The organism is Listeria sp. ILCC792, from assembly GCF_900186135.1.
Taxonomy (GTDB): domain Bacteria; phylum Bacillota; class Bacilli; order Lactobacillales; family Listeriaceae; genus Listeria; species Listeria goaensis.
In genome coordinates this window covers 24,397-42,932 of the sequence record NZ_FYBO01000008.1, presented here as the reverse complement: position 1 = coordinate 42,932, position 18,536 = coordinate 24,397, and the positions used below count along the sequence as shown (strand labels likewise).

Annotated in this window: 19 protein-coding genes; 7 read left to right on the top strand and 12 right to left on the bottom strand. The window is 40.5% G+C overall.

Annotated features, from left to right (window positions below):
• Positions 1-83 precede the first annotated feature (83 nt).
• From CFS60_RS09510 to CFS60_RS09495, 4 genes are all read right to left on the bottom strand, one after another.
• Positions 84-272 carry a hypothetical protein gene (locus CFS60_RS09510; RefSeq protein WP_088810574.1) on the bottom strand — a complete coding sequence of 63 codons (189 nt, stop codon included), beginning with the start codon at positions 270-272 and terminating at the stop codon, positions 84-86.
• 153 nt (positions 273-425) lie between these two features.
• The gene (locus CFS60_RS09505) at positions 426-971 is read right to left on the bottom strand and encodes a GNAT family N-acetyltransferase (protein WP_088810575.1); all 546 of its coding nucleotides are present in this window, start codon (positions 969-971) and stop codon (positions 426-428) included.
• A gap of 47 nt (positions 972-1,018) precedes the next feature.
• Entirely contained in the window at positions 1,019-1,819 is an 801-nt protein-coding gene (locus CFS60_RS09500) for a formate/nitrite transporter family protein (RefSeq protein WP_088839139.1), read from the bottom strand.
• Positions 1,820-2,032: 213 nt separating this feature from the next.
• The gene (locus CFS60_RS09495) at positions 2,033-2,575 is read right to left on the bottom strand and encodes a DUF1269 domain-containing protein (protein ID WP_088810577.1); all 543 of its coding nucleotides are present in this window, start codon (positions 2,573-2,575) and stop codon (positions 2,033-2,035) included.
• A gap of 115 nt (positions 2,576-2,690) precedes the next feature.
• Between CFS60_RS09495 and CFS60_RS09490 the strand changes: the two genes are divergently transcribed.
• Complete coding sequence (locus CFS60_RS09490; protein WP_088825394.1) at positions 2,691-3,551, top strand: alpha/beta hydrolase; 861 nt, start codon at positions 2,691-2,693, stop codon at positions 3,549-3,551.
• On the opposite strand, the gene CFS60_RS09485 is transcribed toward CFS60_RS09490, so the two are convergent.
• The 3 genes from CFS60_RS09485 to secA2 all read right to left on the bottom strand — a co-directional run bounded on the left by CFS60_RS09485 (position 3,548) and on the right by secA2 (position 7,820).
• Complete coding sequence (locus CFS60_RS09485) at positions 3,548-3,901, bottom strand: hypothetical protein (protein ID WP_088815566.1); 354 nt, start codon at positions 3,899-3,901, stop codon at positions 3,548-3,550. The genes CFS60_RS09490 and CFS60_RS09485 overlap by 4 nt on opposite strands.
• Positions 3,902-4,229: 328 nt before the next feature.
• Positions 4,230-5,396 carry an AI-2E family transporter gene (locus tag CFS60_RS09480; RefSeq protein WP_088810580.1) on the bottom strand — a complete coding sequence of 389 codons (1,167 nt, stop codon included), beginning with the start codon at positions 5,394-5,396 and terminating at the stop codon, positions 4,230-4,232.
• 99 nt (positions 5,397-5,495) lie between these two features.
• Entirely contained in the window at positions 5,496-7,820 is a 2,325-nt protein-coding gene (gene secA2 / locus CFS60_RS09475) for an accessory Sec system translocase SecA2 (protein ID WP_088839137.1), read from the bottom strand.
• A gap of 469 nt (positions 7,821-8,289) precedes the next feature.
• Here secA2 and CFS60_RS09470 point away from each other — a divergent pair, with 469 nt between their 5' ends.
• On the top strand, positions 8,290-9,936 hold the full coding sequence (locus CFS60_RS09470) for a LysM peptidoglycan-binding domain-containing protein (protein ID WP_088815568.1): 1,647 nt from the start codon (positions 8,290-8,292) through the stop codon (positions 9,934-9,936).
• A gap of 59 nt (positions 9,937-9,995) precedes the next feature.
• The gene (locus CFS60_RS09465; RefSeq protein ID WP_088839136.1) at positions 9,996-11,180 is read left to right on the top strand and encodes a class I SAM-dependent rRNA methyltransferase; all 1,185 of its coding nucleotides are present in this window, start codon (positions 9,996-9,998) and stop codon (positions 11,178-11,180) included.
• Positions 11,181-11,216: 36 nt separating this feature from the next.
• Here the strand turns inward: CFS60_RS09465 and CFS60_RS09460 are convergent, their stop codons facing one another.
• Positions 11,217-11,870 (bottom strand): alpha/beta hydrolase, encoded by a 654-nt coding sequence (locus CFS60_RS09460; protein ID WP_088839134.1) that lies wholly within the window; start codon positions 11,868-11,870, stop codon positions 11,217-11,219.
• A gap of 164 nt (positions 11,871-12,034) precedes the next feature.
• Here CFS60_RS09460 and CFS60_RS09455 point away from each other — a divergent pair, with 164 nt between their 5' ends.
• A complete protein-coding gene (locus tag CFS60_RS09455) occupies positions 12,035-12,763 on the top strand; it encodes a threonine/serine exporter family protein (RefSeq protein ID WP_088810621.1) in 729 nt (242 codons plus the stop codon).
• A 12-nt stretch (positions 12,764-12,775) separates the two neighbouring features.
• Entirely contained in the window at positions 12,776-13,228 is a 453-nt protein-coding gene (locus tag CFS60_RS09450; RefSeq protein ID WP_088810585.1) for a threonine/serine exporter family protein, read from the top strand.
• A gap of 28 nt (positions 13,229-13,256) precedes the next feature.
• Here CFS60_RS09450 and CFS60_RS09445 read toward each other — a convergent pair whose 3' ends face one another.
• The 4 genes from CFS60_RS09445 to CFS60_RS09430 form a co-directional block, all read right to left on the bottom strand.
• Positions 13,257-13,967 carry an ankyrin repeat domain-containing protein gene (locus tag CFS60_RS09445; protein ID WP_088810586.1) on the bottom strand — a complete coding sequence of 237 codons (711 nt, stop codon included), beginning with the start codon at positions 13,965-13,967 and terminating at the stop codon, positions 13,257-13,259.
• 15 nt (positions 13,968-13,982) lie between these two features.
• Positions 13,983-14,669, bottom strand: coding sequence for a response regulator transcription factor (locus CFS60_RS09440; RefSeq protein WP_088810587.1), 687 nt, complete (start codon positions 14,667-14,669; stop codon positions 13,983-13,985).
• A complete protein-coding gene (locus CFS60_RS09435; protein WP_088839132.1) occupies positions 14,666-16,132 on the bottom strand; it encodes a cell wall metabolism sensor histidine kinase WalK in 1,467 nt (488 codons plus the stop codon). Before CFS60_RS09435 ends, CFS60_RS09440 begins: the two co-directional genes overlap by 4 nt.
• 116 nt (positions 16,133-16,248) lie before the next feature.
• A complete protein-coding gene (locus tag CFS60_RS09430) occupies positions 16,249-16,551 on the bottom strand; it encodes a hypothetical protein (RefSeq protein ID WP_088815571.1) in 303 nt (100 codons plus the stop codon).
• A 380-nt stretch (positions 16,552-16,931) separates the two neighbouring features.
• On the opposite strand from CFS60_RS09430, the gene CFS60_RS09425 reads away from it, so the two are divergent.
• On the top strand, positions 16,932-17,354 hold the full coding sequence (locus CFS60_RS09425) for a MarR family winged helix-turn-helix transcriptional regulator (protein ID WP_088839130.1): 423 nt from the start codon (positions 16,932-16,934) through the stop codon (positions 17,352-17,354).
• Positions 17,355-17,366: 12 nt separating this feature from the next.
• Complete coding sequence (locus CFS60_RS09420; RefSeq protein ID WP_088810591.1) at positions 17,367-18,527, top strand: MFS transporter; 1,161 nt, start codon at positions 17,367-17,369, stop codon at positions 18,525-18,527.
• Positions 18,528-18,536 lie beyond the last annotated feature (9 nt).

The following is an 18,536-nucleotide window of genomic DNA, read 5'->3' as shown; positions in this document are numbered from 1 at the left end:
CTACCCCACCTTAATCAGACAGACAACAAATGATGAAATTAGCAGGCAAGAACGCCAAAGAACGCCGCTTATCATCAGCCTGATTATATATTTTTATTATTATGTTGCTTCTCCCATGGGTATTCCCCGTTTTCATCTTTTTCAAAATTTTTCAAGTCATCTTCTTCGAGTATTTCTTCCTCTTTATGCCGTCTGAAAAAGAGCGGGATACAAGCTGGTAAAACGATACAGATAAAGACAATAACGCGCGCAAAACTCACATATTTCTCCATTTCTACACACTTCTCCCGTACAATAATCTGAAAAATACAACCAAAATATACCATAATCTAAATTAAAAAGCGAGTATGAAGAATGCGAATAAATTAACTTTTTATTATACATCAAAACTCCCGCTTCAATTTAATCAAAACGGGAGTTAAGTCTTAAAATTCTTCCTTAAGTAAAGCATACATATTAAAATCTCTTAATTCATTATAAACTTTTTTACTCTGTCTGAAAGTTCCTTCTTTTTTAAAGCCACATTTAACGGCTACACGGTTGCTCGGTTTATTTTCTACATCGGCTACAATTGTAAGTCTGTTTAATCCCATTTCATCAAAAGCGATTTTGCAAAGGGTTTGGACGGTATCTGTTGCGATATTTTTGCCGCAGTACTGGGAAGCGACCCAATAGCCGATTTCTGCAGTCTGGTTATTCAAATCCATAAAATGAAAGTCGATAGAACCAACTATTTTTTCTTGATAAGCGATGAAAAACAGTCGATCTGTGCCATTTATCTCGCCGCTGAGCTTCATTTTTATATAGGCTTCCTCGTCCTCTATGCTCGTTGTTTTATCAACAAAGTCCAAATAAGTTCGTAAATGTTCGCGGTCATTATCTAGTGCCTGATAGATAGCTTCTGCCGTATAAATGCTTGGACTTACCAAACTTAAATCAGCATTTATTGCCAGTTTAAAAGCATATTTCATTTTTTCCCCTCTTTTCTAAAGACTAAAAAACACCCAAAAGGATGTTTTTAGTCTTTATAAATTGATTTTGTACGGTTTAGCCAAGCATAGCCTAAACCAATCACAAGGCCTCCACCTACAAAGTTTCCTAAGAAAGCGAGTGATAAGTTTGTCGCAACACTTCCAGCTGTCATCGCTGCTAAATGGCCACCTGAGGCAAAGAACGCAAGCGAGAACGAAGAAAAGTTTGCGATAACGTGCTCAAATCCTAAGAAAGCGAAAATGAAAATGATGAAAATCATGGCGATGACTTTTCCAGCATCGTCTTTCATACGAAGCGTACATAACACCGCTGTATTTACAACGATATTAGCAAAAATTCCTTCTACAAAAATTTGCATAGGTGCCTTTTCAAGCTTTCCACTTACTGCTGTGAATAAAAAGTGATCAGCAGGTAAATTATGGAATGTCGATGTTAAGGAAACAAGATATCCCGCACAAATACCACCAATTAAGTTGAAAATAACGCAAAGGAATAAAATTTGTAGCGCTTTTCCTGGACGTACAATTTTTTGGTAAACGCCTGTTGTCATATACATCATATTTGATGTCCCCAGTTCAGCGTTCATGTAAATAATCATCACGAGCGACCAGCTAAACATAAAGGCATACACAATTTTGCCAAGCCCAAATGCGTAATGGTCCACTTTATCACCAATCATAACGGCGACTGCTGTACCTAGTGTGAGGAATAAACAAGCCAGCATGGCACGAACGATATAGCGAATAACACTATTATTTACTAAATCAATTTTCTTCTTCGTGCTGTAATCAATCTTCTGCATTAATGGACTACTTTCGATATCCAAATCTTTCATCTCCAACTCAAATAAATTTAATATTCACGATTTAAAAGTGCAATAACTTGTTCATTGTATCACGTTTCATTTGCATTGAAAATAGCGAATTTTGAGTAAAGCGTTATCATTTTCATTTTAATAAAAAAGCACTAGAAATTTTAGTTTCTCTAGTGCCTATCTAATTTTGCGTATTACGTTTTGTTGTGCCCGCAAGCTAAATTCTTATTTCTTAAACCATTTTTTCTTCGCCGTGTCGCCTGCTGCTTGTTCAGCTGCTTGCGCTTCACGAATTTCGTTTTGAACAAGTTCTTCGTCCATGCGCGCAATATTTCCTTTTAGGTCGCCGTAAACAACATCATTGACGATTTCGCGATCTGTTTCTGTTGCAATTAAAATGATGCCGGTTGCGCCTTCTGGAATTGTTTCAAGCGTTTTTTCAAAAACAGTCATCGCACTTTTTACTTCCCCAGCATCTTGCATGGAGCCAACAACGCTACCTACTACCCAGCCGAGTAAAACGCCTAAAGGACCGCCTAGAATGCCGATAAGCATACCAATCAGGCTATCTTTTATATTTTTATCCGCCCCAGTAAAATCGATAAAATCTTTTGCATTTAGTTTAGCACCTTTATCATGCTTTAAAACAGCCATTTGATAGCCGCGAATTTTCCCTTCCGTATGTAGACGTTTCATCTCCGAAAAGCCTTGATAAGCAACACTTTCCTCTGAGAAATTCATAATGATGACAGATTTTTCTTTTTTCATGCCAATTTCCTCCTTCAAGTTTTATACTCTCTCCTTATCCCCCAAAATGCCGAAATGAAAACACTAGCATTTTAAACAAACACGTCATACACTAAAAGGGAAGGGAGTTGTTACAGTGAATCAAAAAACCTTTATTTTTTCTGAAAAAAATGGCCTAAAATTAGCCGCAGACCTCATAACGCGAGATACGCCAAGTGCTAAAACGGTCATTTATTTTCACGGTGGCGGCCTATTATACGGCACTAGGAGCGACCTAGACAAGGCCTACATCCAGCAATTTTTGGACGGCGGATACAACCTTTTACTGGTCGACTACCGGCTCGCGCCTGAAACGAAACTGCCAGAAATTTACGAAGATATCCAGGATGCCATTTTATGGTTTGAAAAAGAAGCAACGGAAACGCTGTCACTTCCACAAAATGATTTTGCATTGTTCGGTCGTTCAGCCGGTGCTTTTCTTGCACTACTCGCGGCAACCGATCCAACTTTGCCACATCCATTTGCGGTTTTGTCTTTCTACGGCTATTTTACAGTAAATGCCGCTTTCTTGCACGAAGAAACTGCTTACTTTCAATCCTTCCCGAAAATTAGCGACTCGCTAAAAGACACGATGATTCATCCCGAACCAATTGTCACAGGTTCCGTTGATAGCCGCTACCCGCTTTATATTTACGCGAGACAAAACGGGGTATGGCAAGAGCTTGTTTTTGGGGAAAACGCTGAAATACAAACTATTGACACATTCGATTTAGTTCCCGAGCGCGATTTTCATTTTCTGCCGCCACTTTTTTTGGCCCATAGTTTTGCTGACCAAGATGTACCAATTTCTGAGTCGGAGACGCTTAAAAATGGCACGCTAGAAAGTGAACTTTACACCGTACACAATTTGCCGCATGATTTTGATACGAACACGACTGAAACAGACGGGCGCCTTGCGTATGAAGCCGCAATTCGTTTTCTAAACAAAATTGTTTAATGTTTTTTACGGGTGTAGTCGGTGAAAATGTAGGCGCCAATTAACAGGCAGATGAAGCAGCAAATCGGGCGAAAGTAAACGCCTGAAAAGCTTGGTGAAAAGAGCAATCCTATAATAATGCCGAACACCCATAAAATTAAAGCGACAAATAGAAAAAAGTCATTTTCTTTAGCTAAAATAATTAAAATGCCCGCGATAAACATGGCAACTGATAAAATGAACCCCGCTACTTTAGCAAGATTTTCCGGCATTCCAAAAAGACTCTCTGGTGGGACATCAGATTTGGCAAACCAAGATAAAAGCCCTAAAATCGAGCCTTGAATTGAAAGAACTCCTGCAAATACACGCATATTATCACCCGCCTAAACTAAATATCTCTTTTCTAAGTAAAATAAGGTAGACGTTTTTGTCTACCTCAGACTGATGACAAACAGCAATCTTCGGAGTTTTTGCCTCCGTTCCGCTCCGCTTCGCCTAACTTCTCACATGGTCGGGCAAACTACGCCCTTCCTGTTTTCAGTCATCACGTACTCCAGTACGCTCCGGTGCGGTACTCGGCAATGCGTAAGAATCTCACCATTTGTCAACAGTCTAATTGTGCGTGGTACGTTTTGTTTGGCTTAAGTTTAGAGTTTTTCTACAAACTGAGGTAGACGTTTTTGTCTACCTTATTTTTATTTAATCCTTTTTCGATTCAATTTGCTCGTATTCGCTTTCTGGTTGTTCGCCGTATAGTCCGGAAACTCGTTTAAACCAGATGAAAATGTGAGTTACGATAACTTTTAGTACGGCGTAGCCTGGTACTGCGAAGATAACGCCTAAAACGCCAAATAGTTTTCCCGAAACGAGGATGACGAATAAAATCGTAATCGGATGCACTTTGAGCGATTTGCCCATTACTTGTGGCGAAATAAATTTCCCTTCGAGAAGTTGTACGACAACCCAGACAACAATCAGTTTAAGTAGCAACCACGGAGAAGTGACGGTAGCGATAATAAGCGCCGGCGTAATCGCAATTGCTGGTCCTAAATACGGCACAATACTTGTAAAGGCCGCAATAATCGCTAGCGTGAGAGCGTAAGGAAGTCCGATGATGAGATAGCCGATGAAAAGCAGAATCCCAATGCAGAAACTTACGATAATCTGACCGCGAATGTAGGAACTGATTTGGTGGTTTGCTTCAGAGAACACTTGTCGCGTATGTGCGCGTCCATTCACTGGAAGCATTTTTAAAATGAAATCCGGCAGCTTTTTCCCATCTTTCAACAAATAGAAAAGCACAAGTGGCGTAGTGACAATCGCAAGGACAACTTCCGTTACTGTTCCAACAATATTCCCGATGCTGTCAATCGCGCTATTTACAAAGCTCGTTCCCTTTTCAGAAAATGTTTTCATGATGTCGCTCATATTGTTCGAAATTCGTTCTTTTATTTGATCAAAAAGTGGGGACTGGGTAAACTCGTTAAATCTGTCCGTAATTTGGTTCCAATATGTAGGAAATGTTTTGACCAAACTCACGATTTGATCCCGAACAGCTGGAATGACAAAACTGAAAACAATCACGATAATGCCGATGATAACAATGTACAGAAGCCCAATTGCCCAGCCACGATGCCAACCTTTCCGCTCTAAAAAATCAATTATCGGGTTGAAAAGATAATACGAAATACCTGCTAAAATGATGGGCGCCGCAATTGTTTCGAGCACAACCATCAGCGGGTGAAAAATAAACGATATTTTCGTGAGCACATAAATATCGAGCGCTACTAGTAAAAAAATGAGTAGCCCTAATACAAATTTATTTTCAATAAAAAATTGTTTAAACTTGGAAAATGTTCCTTTCATCTTTTCACCTACTTTTTTTTATCCATTATACTGACCTTTTGTTAAAAATTCTCGTTAAAATCCCCTTTTCAGCCAAAAATCAGTCTTAAGAAGGAAAATTTAGCCCATAATAAGTCCATCTGGGTCGAGTTCTAAAAGCGCATGCGCGAAAAAGAAATGATAGTCCGCTTGAAATTTCTCGAATAAATGAGCGCCTTCTTTTTGATACATCACGAGCGGATCAAGCTGCCCGTATGCACGCAAATGAATCCCTTCGCGTAGTTGCACCATTTCATCTAAATGGATAACCCACATTTGATCCATCAAATTTAAATATACCTCTTTTTCAATCATGCTAATCGTATTCACAGGAAATTTCCGACGCTGTTTTTGATGCCATTCCAGAATTTTCTCGCCTACTTCTTCCGGTTCCATCAATGTCACTTCATCAAAAGTATACGGAAATTTCGTTCCACCAAGCAGCTCTTTTTGCCGTTCATAAAGTTCTTCTTGTTCAAATTCGTCCTTGGCCTCACGAAACGTTCGTTCAGCAACTTCTAACAAGATTTTTTCAGAAGAAATTTCTAACCGGTGTTGCTCTAACAGGCGGTCGCGTTCTTTGTAAACCATCTTGCGCTGCAAATCAATCACTTCATCATACGATAAAAGATCTTTTCGAAGGTCATAATTGGCGCCTTCAATCCGTTTTTGTGCATCTAAAATAAAGCCATTAATTCTTGATGAGTTAACGGGCTTGCCGTCTTTTGGGTGGCGACGCTTCAATTTGAAACGATATTTTTCCCATTTCTTACTATCAAATTGCTCTAACAAGTCGTCTTCGATAGACACCATGAATTTGCTGAAACCCGGGTCCCCACGTCTACCTGAGCGCCCCATTAGCTGCAAATCAATTCGGCGGCTCTCATGTCGCTCCGTGCCGATGACAGCAAGACCGCCAAGCTTATGAACGCTTGGACTAAGCTTAATATCGGTTCCACGTCCCGCCATGTTCGTCGCAAGTGTCACCATACCAGGTTCACCTGCACGCGCAATAATTTCGGCCTCTTGCGCATGGTTTTTCGCATTTAACACTTGATGCGGGATACCCGCGTTTGTTAGCAATTCGCTAATCCACTCATTGCTTTTGATTGATGAGGTCCCAATTAGGGTTGGCTGGCCCTTCTCATAGCGCCACGACACTTCGTAAACAATCGCACGCCCTTTTTCTTTTTTGGAATAAAATACATCGTCTGGCATGTCTTCTCGGTTCACTCGCAAATTGGTTGGGATGACTACCACATCGAGGCCGTAAATCTGCCTAAATTCCTCTTCTTCCGTTTTGGCTGTGCCGGTCATTCCAGCGATTTTTTTATACATCCTAAAGTAGTTTTGTATTGTAATAGTCGCAAGTGTGCGCGATTCTTCGTTGACTGTTACGCCTTCTTTAGCCTCAATGGCCTGATGGAGCCCGTCATTAAAACGGCGTCCCGGAAGCGCCCGCCCAGTGTGCGGATCAACAATGAGCACTTCGTCATTAAGTACGACATAATCTTTATCTTTATGCATCAAATGATGTGCACGAAGAAGCAGCATCGTAATGCGCAATAACGGCTGATTTTCCGCCGCATAGAGCGAATCTACTTGCCAAAACATTTCAGCCTTTTCAATTCCTGCATCGTTTAGCCAGACGAGCCTTTTATGTTCATCAATTTCATAATCATCTTTTAACATTTTCGCCATCAACTTATTGGCTTTTTCATACATTGTTAAGTCTTCTTCTTTATGATCCGAAATAAGAAGCGGTGTGCGCGCCTCATCAATTAAAATCGAATCCGCTTCATCGATTAAAACGAAATCTAGGCCTGTCTGAACTTTATCGTCTAGCTGCCGCACCATGTTGTCGCGCAAGTAGTCAAAGCCAAATTCAGAAGCGGTGCCGTAAATAACATCCGCAGTATAAATTGCTTTTTTTTGGTCCTTCTCTAATCCAGCTACATTAAGCGCAACTGAAATCCCTAAATATTCAAGTACCTGTCCAATTTCTTCGCGGTCGCGTCGTGCCAAATATTCATTGGCTGTAATTAAATGCACCCGCCCTGAACGCAAAACTTCTATGTACATGACGAAAAGTGAAACGAGGGTTTTTCCTTCCCCAGTTTTCATTTCGGCGATTTTACCGTCACCTAAAACGAGGGCTCCAATGAGTTGGACAATAACAGCTTCTAAGCCCACAATTCGTTTTGCTGCTTCTCTGACAAGGGCAAAAATATTAATTTTATCTCGTAAAGTCATTTCTTGCGTTTCAAATTTTTCGCGCCAAATTCGCGTCTGCTCCTGCAATTCGGCTTGTTCCATGTTGATGTATAAACCTTCTTTGCGAACAATTTGTCGCGCGATTTCGCGATATTCGCGAACGATTTTGCGATCATCAAAATTCTGTTTCATTTTTTCCCCTCCGTAAAGTTATTATACATCATTCATGAATTATTTTAGAGTATTTAATGTTTGTTTATGTTACATGAAACGGAAAGTCTCACTACGTCTTCATTTTACGCCCTGCAAAATGGACATTCTTTTTTTATAAATCATTCATAAAAATGAATATTACAATTTGATTAAATTTTTCTATTGTCTTTTTAAAATAGGTTTCCTTTTACGAAACTTTGTTCAACCTTTAGCAACTTTTGTTTCTCAACCAAAAGTTCCATGGCAATACGTCAGAAGACCGAGGAATATACGTTCGTGTCCTTCTTTCATTACAGCTTTATTACAACAAGCTGGTATAGTCCGATATTCCTCGTTTTGAAATCATTCGCTTGTTTGTTTTTTAGCTTTAAACTGGGTAAAATGGGTATTAATCGGTATACATACAAGTTTTAACTGAGTTTTTTGAAAAGAGAGGGGTTATACAAATATGAAAAAAGCGACTATCGCTACTGCTACTGCGGGGATTGCCGTAACAGCTTTTGCGGCTCCAACAATTGCCTCTGCTAGCAGTGTTGTTGTGGAGTCTGGTGATACATTATGGGGAATTGCGGAAGCCAATGATACGACTGTTGATTCTTTAAAACAATTAAACAATTTGGATTCAGATAAGATTTTTCCGGGTCAAAAACTTGTCGTGAGTGAAGTAAAAGAAGAAAAATCTGAGAAATCTGTTTCTGCAACTTGGTTGAACGTCCGTAAAGGGCCTAGCGTAGACAATCAAATTGTAACATCGCTTAAAGGTGGTACAAAAGTAACTGTTGAATCTACTGAAGCAAACGGCTGGAATAAAATTACATTTGCTGACGGAAAAACAGGTTATGTAAATGGAAAATTCTTAGGTGAAGCAAAAGTGGCTGCTCCTGCTCCAAAAGTGGAAAAGGAAACTACTCAACCAGCTAGTGAACAAAAAGCTGCTCCTGTAGTCGAAGAAGCTAATCTTTCTACTTACACGGTTAAAAGTGGTGACACGCTTTGGGCGCTGTCAGTTAAATTTGGTACTTCTGTCCAAAATATTATGTCTTGGAATAATTTATCCTCTTCTTCTATTTACGTTGGACAAAACTTAGCTGTAAAAGAAAGTGCTGCCAAAACGGTTGCACCGAAACAAGCAACAACTGCTCCGGCTGAAACAAGCCAAGTGGCTGAAAAAGAAACAACTAAAGCGCCTGCTGCTGAACAAGTAGCGGTACCGTCTGTTGATGTGAATGCGTCTAGCTACACGGTTAAAAGTGGCGATTCTTTAAGCAAAATTGCGGGTCTTTTCGGTACTTCTGTTGCTAATTTGAAAGCTTTAAACAACCTTTCTAGCGATGCTATCGTTGTTGGGGACGTTTTAAAAGTTAAAGGTGAAGTGAAAGCTGCTGCACCTGCTCAAACTGAAAAAGCAGAAGCGCCTAAACAAGAGACGACAACACAAGCGCCTGCTAAAGTAGAAACGCCACAAGCACCTTCTATCAATACAAATGCATCGAGCTATACGGTTCGTAGCGGTGATTCTTTAAGTAAAATTGCTAGCATTTTTGGTACTAGCGTTTCGAAATTAAAAGCTTTAAATGGGCTAACAAGTGATAATTTACAAGTTGGGCAAGTACTTAAAGTAAAAGGCACTGTTCCTGCTACTAACGTATCGACACCAACAAATACGACTTCAAATACAAGCAAACCAAGTCAAAACACAAATACTGGTTCTAGCCAAGCAAGCTCAAGTTCGAGCTACAGCGCTTTAATTGCTGAAGCGCAAAAGCACTTGGGTAAAAGTTATAGCTGGGGTGGAAATGGCCCTACTACATTCGATTGCTCTGGTTACACTAAATACGTATTTTCTAAAATCGGCGTGAATTTATCTCGCACATCTGGTTCCCAGTATGCTCAAGCAACGAAAGTTTCTGCTGCTCAAGCGAAACCAGGCGATTTAGTATTCTTCGATTATGGTAGTGGTATTTCACACGTTGGGATTTATGTTGGTGGCGGTCAAATGATCAACGCACAAAACGCTGGCGTGAAATATGACAATATTTATGGAACTGGCTGGGGCAAATACCTTGTAGGTTTTGGTCGCGTAGCTAATTTCTAATTGGAACACAGTCTAAAGCTTCCTACAATGTGTAGGAAGCTTTTTTATGGAGTGATTAGATGGAAGAACTAACTTTGCAAGTGGCACCTAAATATGTGAAGCGATATCAGAGCGGGTTCCCACTCGTGCAGCGCGAAATGATTGTGAATTGGCCAAAGCAAATTGCGGAAGGACAAATTTTGCGTCTTGTGTCGCCGAATAAAGCGTTTCTTGGGAAAGCGTATTACGGGAAACAAAATAAGGGGGATGGCTGGGTTTTCTCCCGCAAGGAAGACGAAACGCTGTCTACCGAGTTTTTTCGCGCACTTTTACAGGAAGCGGTACAAAATCGGCAGGAACTTTTTCACGATGACACCACAACGGCTTTTCGCCTTTTTAACGGAGAAGGTGACGGGCTTGGTGGTCTAACGATTGATTATTATGATGGCTTTCTGCTTCTGCAGTGGTACAGCGCGGGGATTTACAGCTACCAAAAAGCGCTTTTGCGCGCCATGTTTGACCAACCTTTTGTGAAAGGCATTTACGAGAAAAAGAGATTTCTCCGGGAGGAAAACACACACGATTTTGTTGGCGGTGACGTGCCAGAATTTCCGTTACTTGTGAAAGAAAACGGCATGACGTACGCGACCTATTTAAATGATGGGTGGATGACGGGGATTTTCCTTGATCAGCGCAATGTCAGACGGCGAATCATGGAAGAATTTGCTAGTCAAAAAAACGTGCTGAATACATTTTCCTACACGGGCGCATTTTCCGTTGCGGCTTTGTACGGCGGCGCCTTAAATACGACAAGCGTGGATGTTGCAAAACGAAGCGTGACCAAAACGAGCGAACAACTTGTTGTGAACGGTTTTAATCCCGAAGAACAATCGATTTTAGTGTGGGACGTATTCGAATACATGAAGTTCGCCAAACGAAAAAATATGCTGTTCGATTTAGTCATCGCCGACCCACCAAGCTTTGCTCGTACAAAGAAAATCACGTTTAGTGTCGCAAAAGATTACGGAACGCTGATGGAAGAATTAATTAGCATTACAGCACCAAATGGCACCATCATTGCCTCGACAAACTATGCGAATTTTTCACTCAAAAAGTTTAAAGAAATCATTTCGGCTGCCTTTAAAGAAAGCAAGCGTACTTTCAAAATCCGTGAAACGCACACGCTTCCAAGTGATTTTAAAGTCCACCCTGAATTTCCAGAAGGCAACTACTTAAAAGTGCTCATTTTGGAACTTGATATCTAAACAAAAAAATAAGAGTAGGGAAAAATTTCCCTATTCTTATTTTTTTTGCGTTTTCGGTTGAACGAGTTTATCCAGCCAAATTTCGAGCTCGTCTTCTTCGGCTTCTTTTAAATGATGGCCTGTAAAAAAGCTATGAAACTCGACTTTATTCGAGATAGTTTTTAGAAAGCGTGTTAAGTTTTCTGCTTCTTCAATTGGTACTGCGATATCTTGCGTTCCGTGTGCCACAAAAAACGGTGTGTTTTTCAAAAGTAAATTTGGGGGTAAATCTTTTGTATAGGCTAAAAAGCGCGAACTAAGAAGTGCTGCACCGCTTATTTTGCCACCGTAACGTAACATTAAATCGAGTGTAACCATTGCCCCTTGGTCAAAGCCGACCAGAAAAGTATCTTTTTCATTAATGGTATCGTATTTTGTTATAATATCGTGCATAAATTGCAGGACTTCTTTTGAAACTTCATGAATTTCATTCGCGCTTGGTTCACCTTCTGTCGCCATGTGGTAAAAACCATAACTTGGGCCATATTCCACCTTACCACGAAGTGCAACAACAACGTAACGATCCATCATAATTTCTAAAACGCCTGGTACATCTAATTCGTCTCCGCCAAACCCATGGAGAGCAAAAATGACAGGAAAAGTTTCACCATCTTTCCTTCCGATTGGCTCATAAATATCATACGTAAACATAAATATCCCCCTATAATCAGCTAAATATAGTTATTCTTTACCCCCAAACTCCACAATTTATACATAAAAAGACTAGAATTTCTTAGTAATCTAGGTTAGGATAAAGTACAGTGCTTATTTTTTAAAAAAAGGAGGGAATTTTTTTGGAGAAAAATCGCGATTTTATGCTCGAAACTTGCCTAATGGCCGGTAAAATCATGATGGAGAGTGGCGCGGAAATTTATCGTGTGGAAGATACGATGAACCGAATTGCCGATGCTGCAACTCAAAAAAAAGGCGTTAGTTTTGCGACGCCAACTGGGATTTTCATGTCCGTTGAAGGCGAACACAACCTCCAATTACAACCGATTCCAACAAGAACTATCAATTTGGAAAAAGTTTCCCTAGTCAATGATCTTTCCCGCGAATTCGCGGCTAACCATATTTCATTAGAAGAACTAAATACCAGTTTAAAAAAATTAGAATACGATACACGCTTCTTCCCGCTTTGGCTGCAAATTTTATCGGCGGGTCTTGTGAGCGGCGCGCTGATGATTATTTTTGGTGGTTCATTAGTGGATTTCATTAGTACGTGTTTAATTGGCGCGACTGGCTTCATTATTTTTTACTACACGGCCGAATGGTTGAAAGTGAAGTTTTTAGCTGAATTTTTCGCCTCGTTTATTGTCGGTATTCTCGCTGTTTTTGTTGTACACGTTCATCTTGGCGTTAATTTAGACAAAATTATTATTGGTGGTGTTATGCCGCTTGTTCCGGGTGTCCCGATTACGAATGCGGTGCGGGATTTGCTGGCGGGGCACTTGCTTAGTGGAATGGCGCGCGGGACGGAGGCGCTTTTAACTTCTGGTGCGATTGGAATTGGGATTGCGGTTGTTTTCCGCTTTTTCACGTGAGGAGGGGCTTTCATGATTTTAACGATTCTTGTTCAATTTATTTTTAGTTATTTAGCAACGGTCACGTTCGCGATTATTACGAATGTCCCTAAAAAGGCACTGAATGCGTGCGGACTTACGGGCGCTTTTGGTTGGATGCTTTTTTATGCTTTAAATAAATTTGGTAGCGGAACGGTGATGGCCACAATTGCGGGCGCTTTCGTCGTCGCGGTGGCGAGTCACTTTTTCGCAAAATATAAGCATATGCCGATTACGATTTTCAACGTTCCCGGTATTGTGCCGCTTGTTCCCGGAAGTTTGGCTTTTCAAGCTGTAAGAAACTTTGTTTTGGGCGAGTATACGGTGGCAATTGGCTTTTCTGTACAAGTCGCAATGGTAGCTGGTGCCATTGCGGCTGGGCTAATGCTATCTGAGGTATTTAATCATAGTATTCGGCGTTTTAGGGAGCATAAGGAGAAGTTTTAAAAGAGCAGAAACATTCGTTTCTGCTCTTTTATTCTTGCAACAAACCCATCATCGCCTGATTTTGCTGTTGTTTCGCGTAATCAAGTGCGGTCATGCCGTTATTGTCACGCAATTCTTTATTTGCGCCACCTTCTAGAAGTTCCGCGACAATTTGTTGATACAGTTTGGAGCCATCTGTTAGTGCGACGGCTTCAATTAGCGCAGTGTAACCAAAATTGTTTTGATGGTCAATATCAGTTGACGGGTGAGCTAAAAGGAGTTTCACATTGTCTAAATGACCTTTTTCAGCAGCGGGAATCAATGCGTTGCCGCCGTATCGGTTCACTTTTTTCACATCTGGCGTTTTATTTTCTAGCATAAAAGTTAAAATTTCAGTTCGCCCCTGTGCTCCGGCATATAAAAATGGACTGTCTTGAATGCTGTCTTGCACGTTTATGTCGGCGCCGTTTTCCATTAAATAGATGGCCATTTCTGGATAATTTTTATGCGTTGCGATTAAAAGTGGGGTTTCCCCTTGCGCGTTTTGTTCATCAATGACCACATTCTCTTGATTTTCGACAATGTGTTTCACTGCCGCTAAATCATTGGCACTTGTGGCTTTAAGCAGTGTTCCGTCCACAAATTCAGCTTTTTCCATCGTTTTAACCTCCGTTTTCGTCTTTTCCGGTTTTAAATTCGCCTCATTTTGACAGGCAGCGAGAATCATGATGCTAAAAAGACTAAAAAATACTTTTTTCATGGTTATCACTACTTTCTAGGCATTAAATCGGTAACCCGAACCCCAAATAGTCTCCAAATAGGTCGGATTTTTAGAATCAAGCTCAATTTTTTCACGAATGCGCTTAATATGCACGACAACCGTTGAAGTATCACCAAAGGCGTCAAAACCCCAGATTTTTTCAAAAAGCGCTTCTTTGTTAAAAACTTGGTTTACATTTTGCATCAAAAATTTCAACAGTTCGAATTCCTTCGTTGTAAAGGTGACTTCCTCGCCAGAAACGTAAACTTTATGTGAACGGCCATCTAGTTCAATGTCGCGGATCACAATTTGGTCGGCACTCTCCTTCCGACTTGTTAGCCGGTCAAAACGGGCAAGGTGGGCTTTCACACGGGCGACAAGTTCGCTAGGGCTGAATGGTTTGGTGATGTAATCATCTGCGCCTAATCCGAGCGCCCTAATTTTATCGATGTCTTCTTTTTTCGCGGACACCATTAAAATCGGCGTTTCAATTTTTTCGCGGAGCAACTTGCATACGTCGAAGCCCGACAATTTGGGCAGCATGACATCTAAAATAATGAGATCATAATCGCCCTCTAAACCTTCTGTGAGACCAGATTCGCCGTCATAACGCGTCGTCACCGCAAACTGATTGATTTCCAAATAATCGCGCTCCAAGTCCGCAATATTTTGGTCGTCTTCCACTAATAATACGCGTTTCATTGGTTTCGCTCCCCCTTTTTTAGCGTAAAGAACATTGTCGTCCCAGCGCCCACAGCGCTTTCCGCCCAAATTTCGCCGCCATGTTCCGCAATAATTTCCTTCGTAATCGCAAGCCCCAAACCGCTGCCGCCGGTCATTTGGTTCCGGGATTTCTCCACGCGGTAAAAACGATCAAAAATCTTCGCCACTTCCGCTTTAGACATACCAACCCCATTGTCTTGGACGGAAATGATGACCTCCGAGTCCCCGCTACGCAAGCTCAAGCGGATTTCCTTGTTCGTTTTGTCCATGTAGCGCGTGCTGTTCTGAACGAGATTGTCGAGCACACGGCGAAGCTGCATCCGGTCCGCACGCACAAAAATGTGTTCATCTTTAAAATCACTTACGAGTTTGATGTTTTTTTGCGCCAGTTCAATCGTGTATTCGTCAACAAAATGCGTCAAAAAATCATAAATCGGAATCGATTCGAACTGAAACGGTAATTTATGCATATCGAGCTTAGAAAAAATAAATAGCTCATCAATTAGGTGGTCCACATGTTTCGCTTGACTATGAATGATACCGAGATATTGGTTTTGCCGTTCTGCCGTCTTCGCGACCCCGTCCTTTAGCCCCTCTACATATCCAATAATCGATGTAATCGGCGTCTTCAAGTCATGCGAAATACTCGTAATCAGCTCTTTTCGGTTCTCCTCGTACTTTTCTTTTTCCTTGTTCGCCTCATGTAAAGCTGACCGCAGCGACTCAAATTCATTCGCTAAGTCGTCCACTTCCCCTTTCGCATGGCTCGAAATGACGAGCGGCTCATTCAAGTCCCCGCCCCGCATAGCACTAACTTTCGCATTTAATTCCCTAAGCGGCCGAATCACCGACCGATTGAGCGACCGATTAAACAGCACAAGAAGCAAAATCGCAAGGAGAAGAATTGCGCTAATTAAAATAACGCCCCATTTCTGCATAAACTCGGAAAAACTGTTTTCCTGATTTAAAATCATCACACTACCCTTTTCTTGGTCTGGAAAATAGAAATCAAATTTTAAATAGCGAAATAAATTGCCCTTATTATCAATCGTCCCTTGGGTATAAATATTATCCGTGTCGAACTTAGGGGCGTGAACAAGAAGCGACTTGACAACTAGTCCATCCGAGTGATACAAAATTGAGTTTCCTCGTCTGATCACGATTTTTACCCCTTTTTTTTCATAATCCGTAATTTGCTTTTTTGTATCTGTCGTGAGTAATTTCGCCGGGTCATCTTTCGCCGTATTTCGCAAAGTGATGAGCGCTTCCTGCTCCGCAAATGTGATGGCTTTTTGCTCTGTTGCAGTTTTATAAAGCGTTGTCGGCACAGGCGCCTCGCCCGTTATTGCATAAAAAACCACTGCAAAAATCGCCATCAGCGCGAGGATAATAACAAACAGGCTTCCTAAAAAGGAAATTAAAAATCGTGAACGTATCCGCATTTTTCTCCCTACTTTTCAAAAAAGAACCGTATTTTACGGGCTCCAAATGATTTTCTGCTTTCATTTTACATGTCAAAAATGAACTTTTTATAAACTGGTGCTGAATAAAAAATAAATTAAATAACGTCAAAAACCTCCACCGATACTTCCTCATGTTTCAAATTATCCGAAAACCAAATCGCATTCCATTTTGGCTGACTACGTTCAAATGCCGTACGCACCTCATAGTCCTCTTTCGACGCATAATAAATATCCAAAACAACAAAAACATCATCGCCGTCCGTGCGTTTAAACATCTCAATTTTTTGATTCGAAACCTCCGAATGAAATTCCGGATTACTTCCAGATTCAGCAAATTTCGCCATCAGTTCCGGCAAATCCTTTTCTTTTGTCCGGTAAGTAAAGACAACTTTTATCATATCTATTCCCCCTAATTGTTCTTCTGCCTTTAGACTAGCATAAAAATAAAAAGGAAGACAGAATGAAGCTTCTATCTTCCTTTTTTCACAAGAGCTTACAAAATATAAATGTTCGGATTTCTAAAATGTTTTTTAACTTGGATATCTTCTTTTACTTCTGTATCTTAGTCTATTTTTAAAGCTCCAACCTATAATCGCCGTCCGCACGAATCATACAGTGCTCCGTCATTCGCTTGCATTTAAATACATCGTGTAGTATAGCATAAAAGGCATCAGAACCAATTGTACGCATAAACAAGTTGACATTTTAGTATCATTTCTTATATAATTGTCATAACAATGATTGTTATGACAATTATATAGGGATAGGAGTGTTTACTTTGCGTCAGGAGTTTGACAACCTTACTTTCAATACAACGGTAATGGCTAAAAACATGCATTTATACTTAACAAGGAACTTATCGGAATTTAATGTTACACCTGAACAATGGTCTGTTTTAAATGTAATTCAACAGAAACAGCCACTATCACAAAAAGAATTAGCTCAGTTTGTTCATAAGGATACACCTACTGTTAATCGGATTATTGATGTATTAGTAAGAAAAGAGCTTGTGACAAGCCAAACTAATTCTGAGGATCGTCGGAAAACACATATTAGTTTAACAAAAAAAGGAGAGAACGAAACAAATCAATTAAGATATGTTGTAGAAGATACTTGTAAAACTATATTTCGTCATATCAGCTCAGACGATTTGAAGCTGTGGCAACAAATTATGCTCCAAATCGACCAAAACATAAAGTAAGAAGGGATTATTTTGAATAAAAGCAGCAAATTATGGACGAAAGATTATATTTTTCTACTAATAGGAAGCCTATTTCTCTATATCGGATTTATGGTTTTTATGCCAACCTTACCAGCTCGGATTATTGAACTTGGCGGCTCGCAAGTTTCCGCGAGCCTTTCTGTTGGACTTTTTTCAGTTGTCGCACTCTTCACACGCGCTGTTTCAGGAAGTTGGAACGATCGTGTAGGCTCAAAAATTTTAATTTTGATTGGCATAGTTATTTTAATTGTATCGACTTTTAGTTTTTATTTTTCATCTGTGGTCATTCTAATTTTGATGATTCGGCTTTTACAAGGCGCCGGCTGGGGCATTAGTACGACCTCTATCGCGACTGGCGTTTCTTCTTTAGTTCCGCCAAATAGAATCGGCGAAGGGATTGGTTTTTACGGCTTAACGACGGCCTTAGGCATGTCTATTGCCCCTATTCTAGCCATTATCATTATTAATCAGTTTGATTTTAATTTTTTAATTACCTTTGCTTTACTATTTTTATGCGCAAATTTGATATTACTTTCACAAATTCATTTGAAAAAGAACAGCTCTGTTACTAAAACAAAATCTTCACTCATTGAAAAATCCGCTTTACTCCCAGCCTTTTTATGTCTACTTTTAGCTATCCCTCTTGGTGGCATTCAAACTTTTATGATGGTATACGGGAATGAAATTCATGTATCCAATACTTGGATTTATTTTTTAGGTCAAGCGATTACGATTCTCATCAGTCGCTTTTTTGCTGGACGGCTTTATGATGTAAAGGGGCACCGCTTTGTTATTATACCTGGCGTTTTAGCCATGATAGCAGGATTAATCGTTCTTTCTATGGCATGGAATGCTTTTACACTTTTTGTAGCCGCATTAATTTTCGGACTTGGTTATGGCATGACTCAGCCAGCTCTACAGGCGCTTGCAGTCGAACGTGCCGCGCCAGACAAGATTGGTGCAGCAAACGGTACTTTTCTTTCCGGTATGGATTTAGGCATGGCCATCGGGAGCTTCGGCTTAAGTATCGTTGCAACCTTTAGCAATTACTCCATCATGTACCTGTCTTCAATCGTCGCCCTCCTTGTTTTAGGGATCGTCTACTGGTTTACTGCAGGTACTTCTTCTGGGACTAAAAAGGGCGAGTCTTGATTTCTTTTT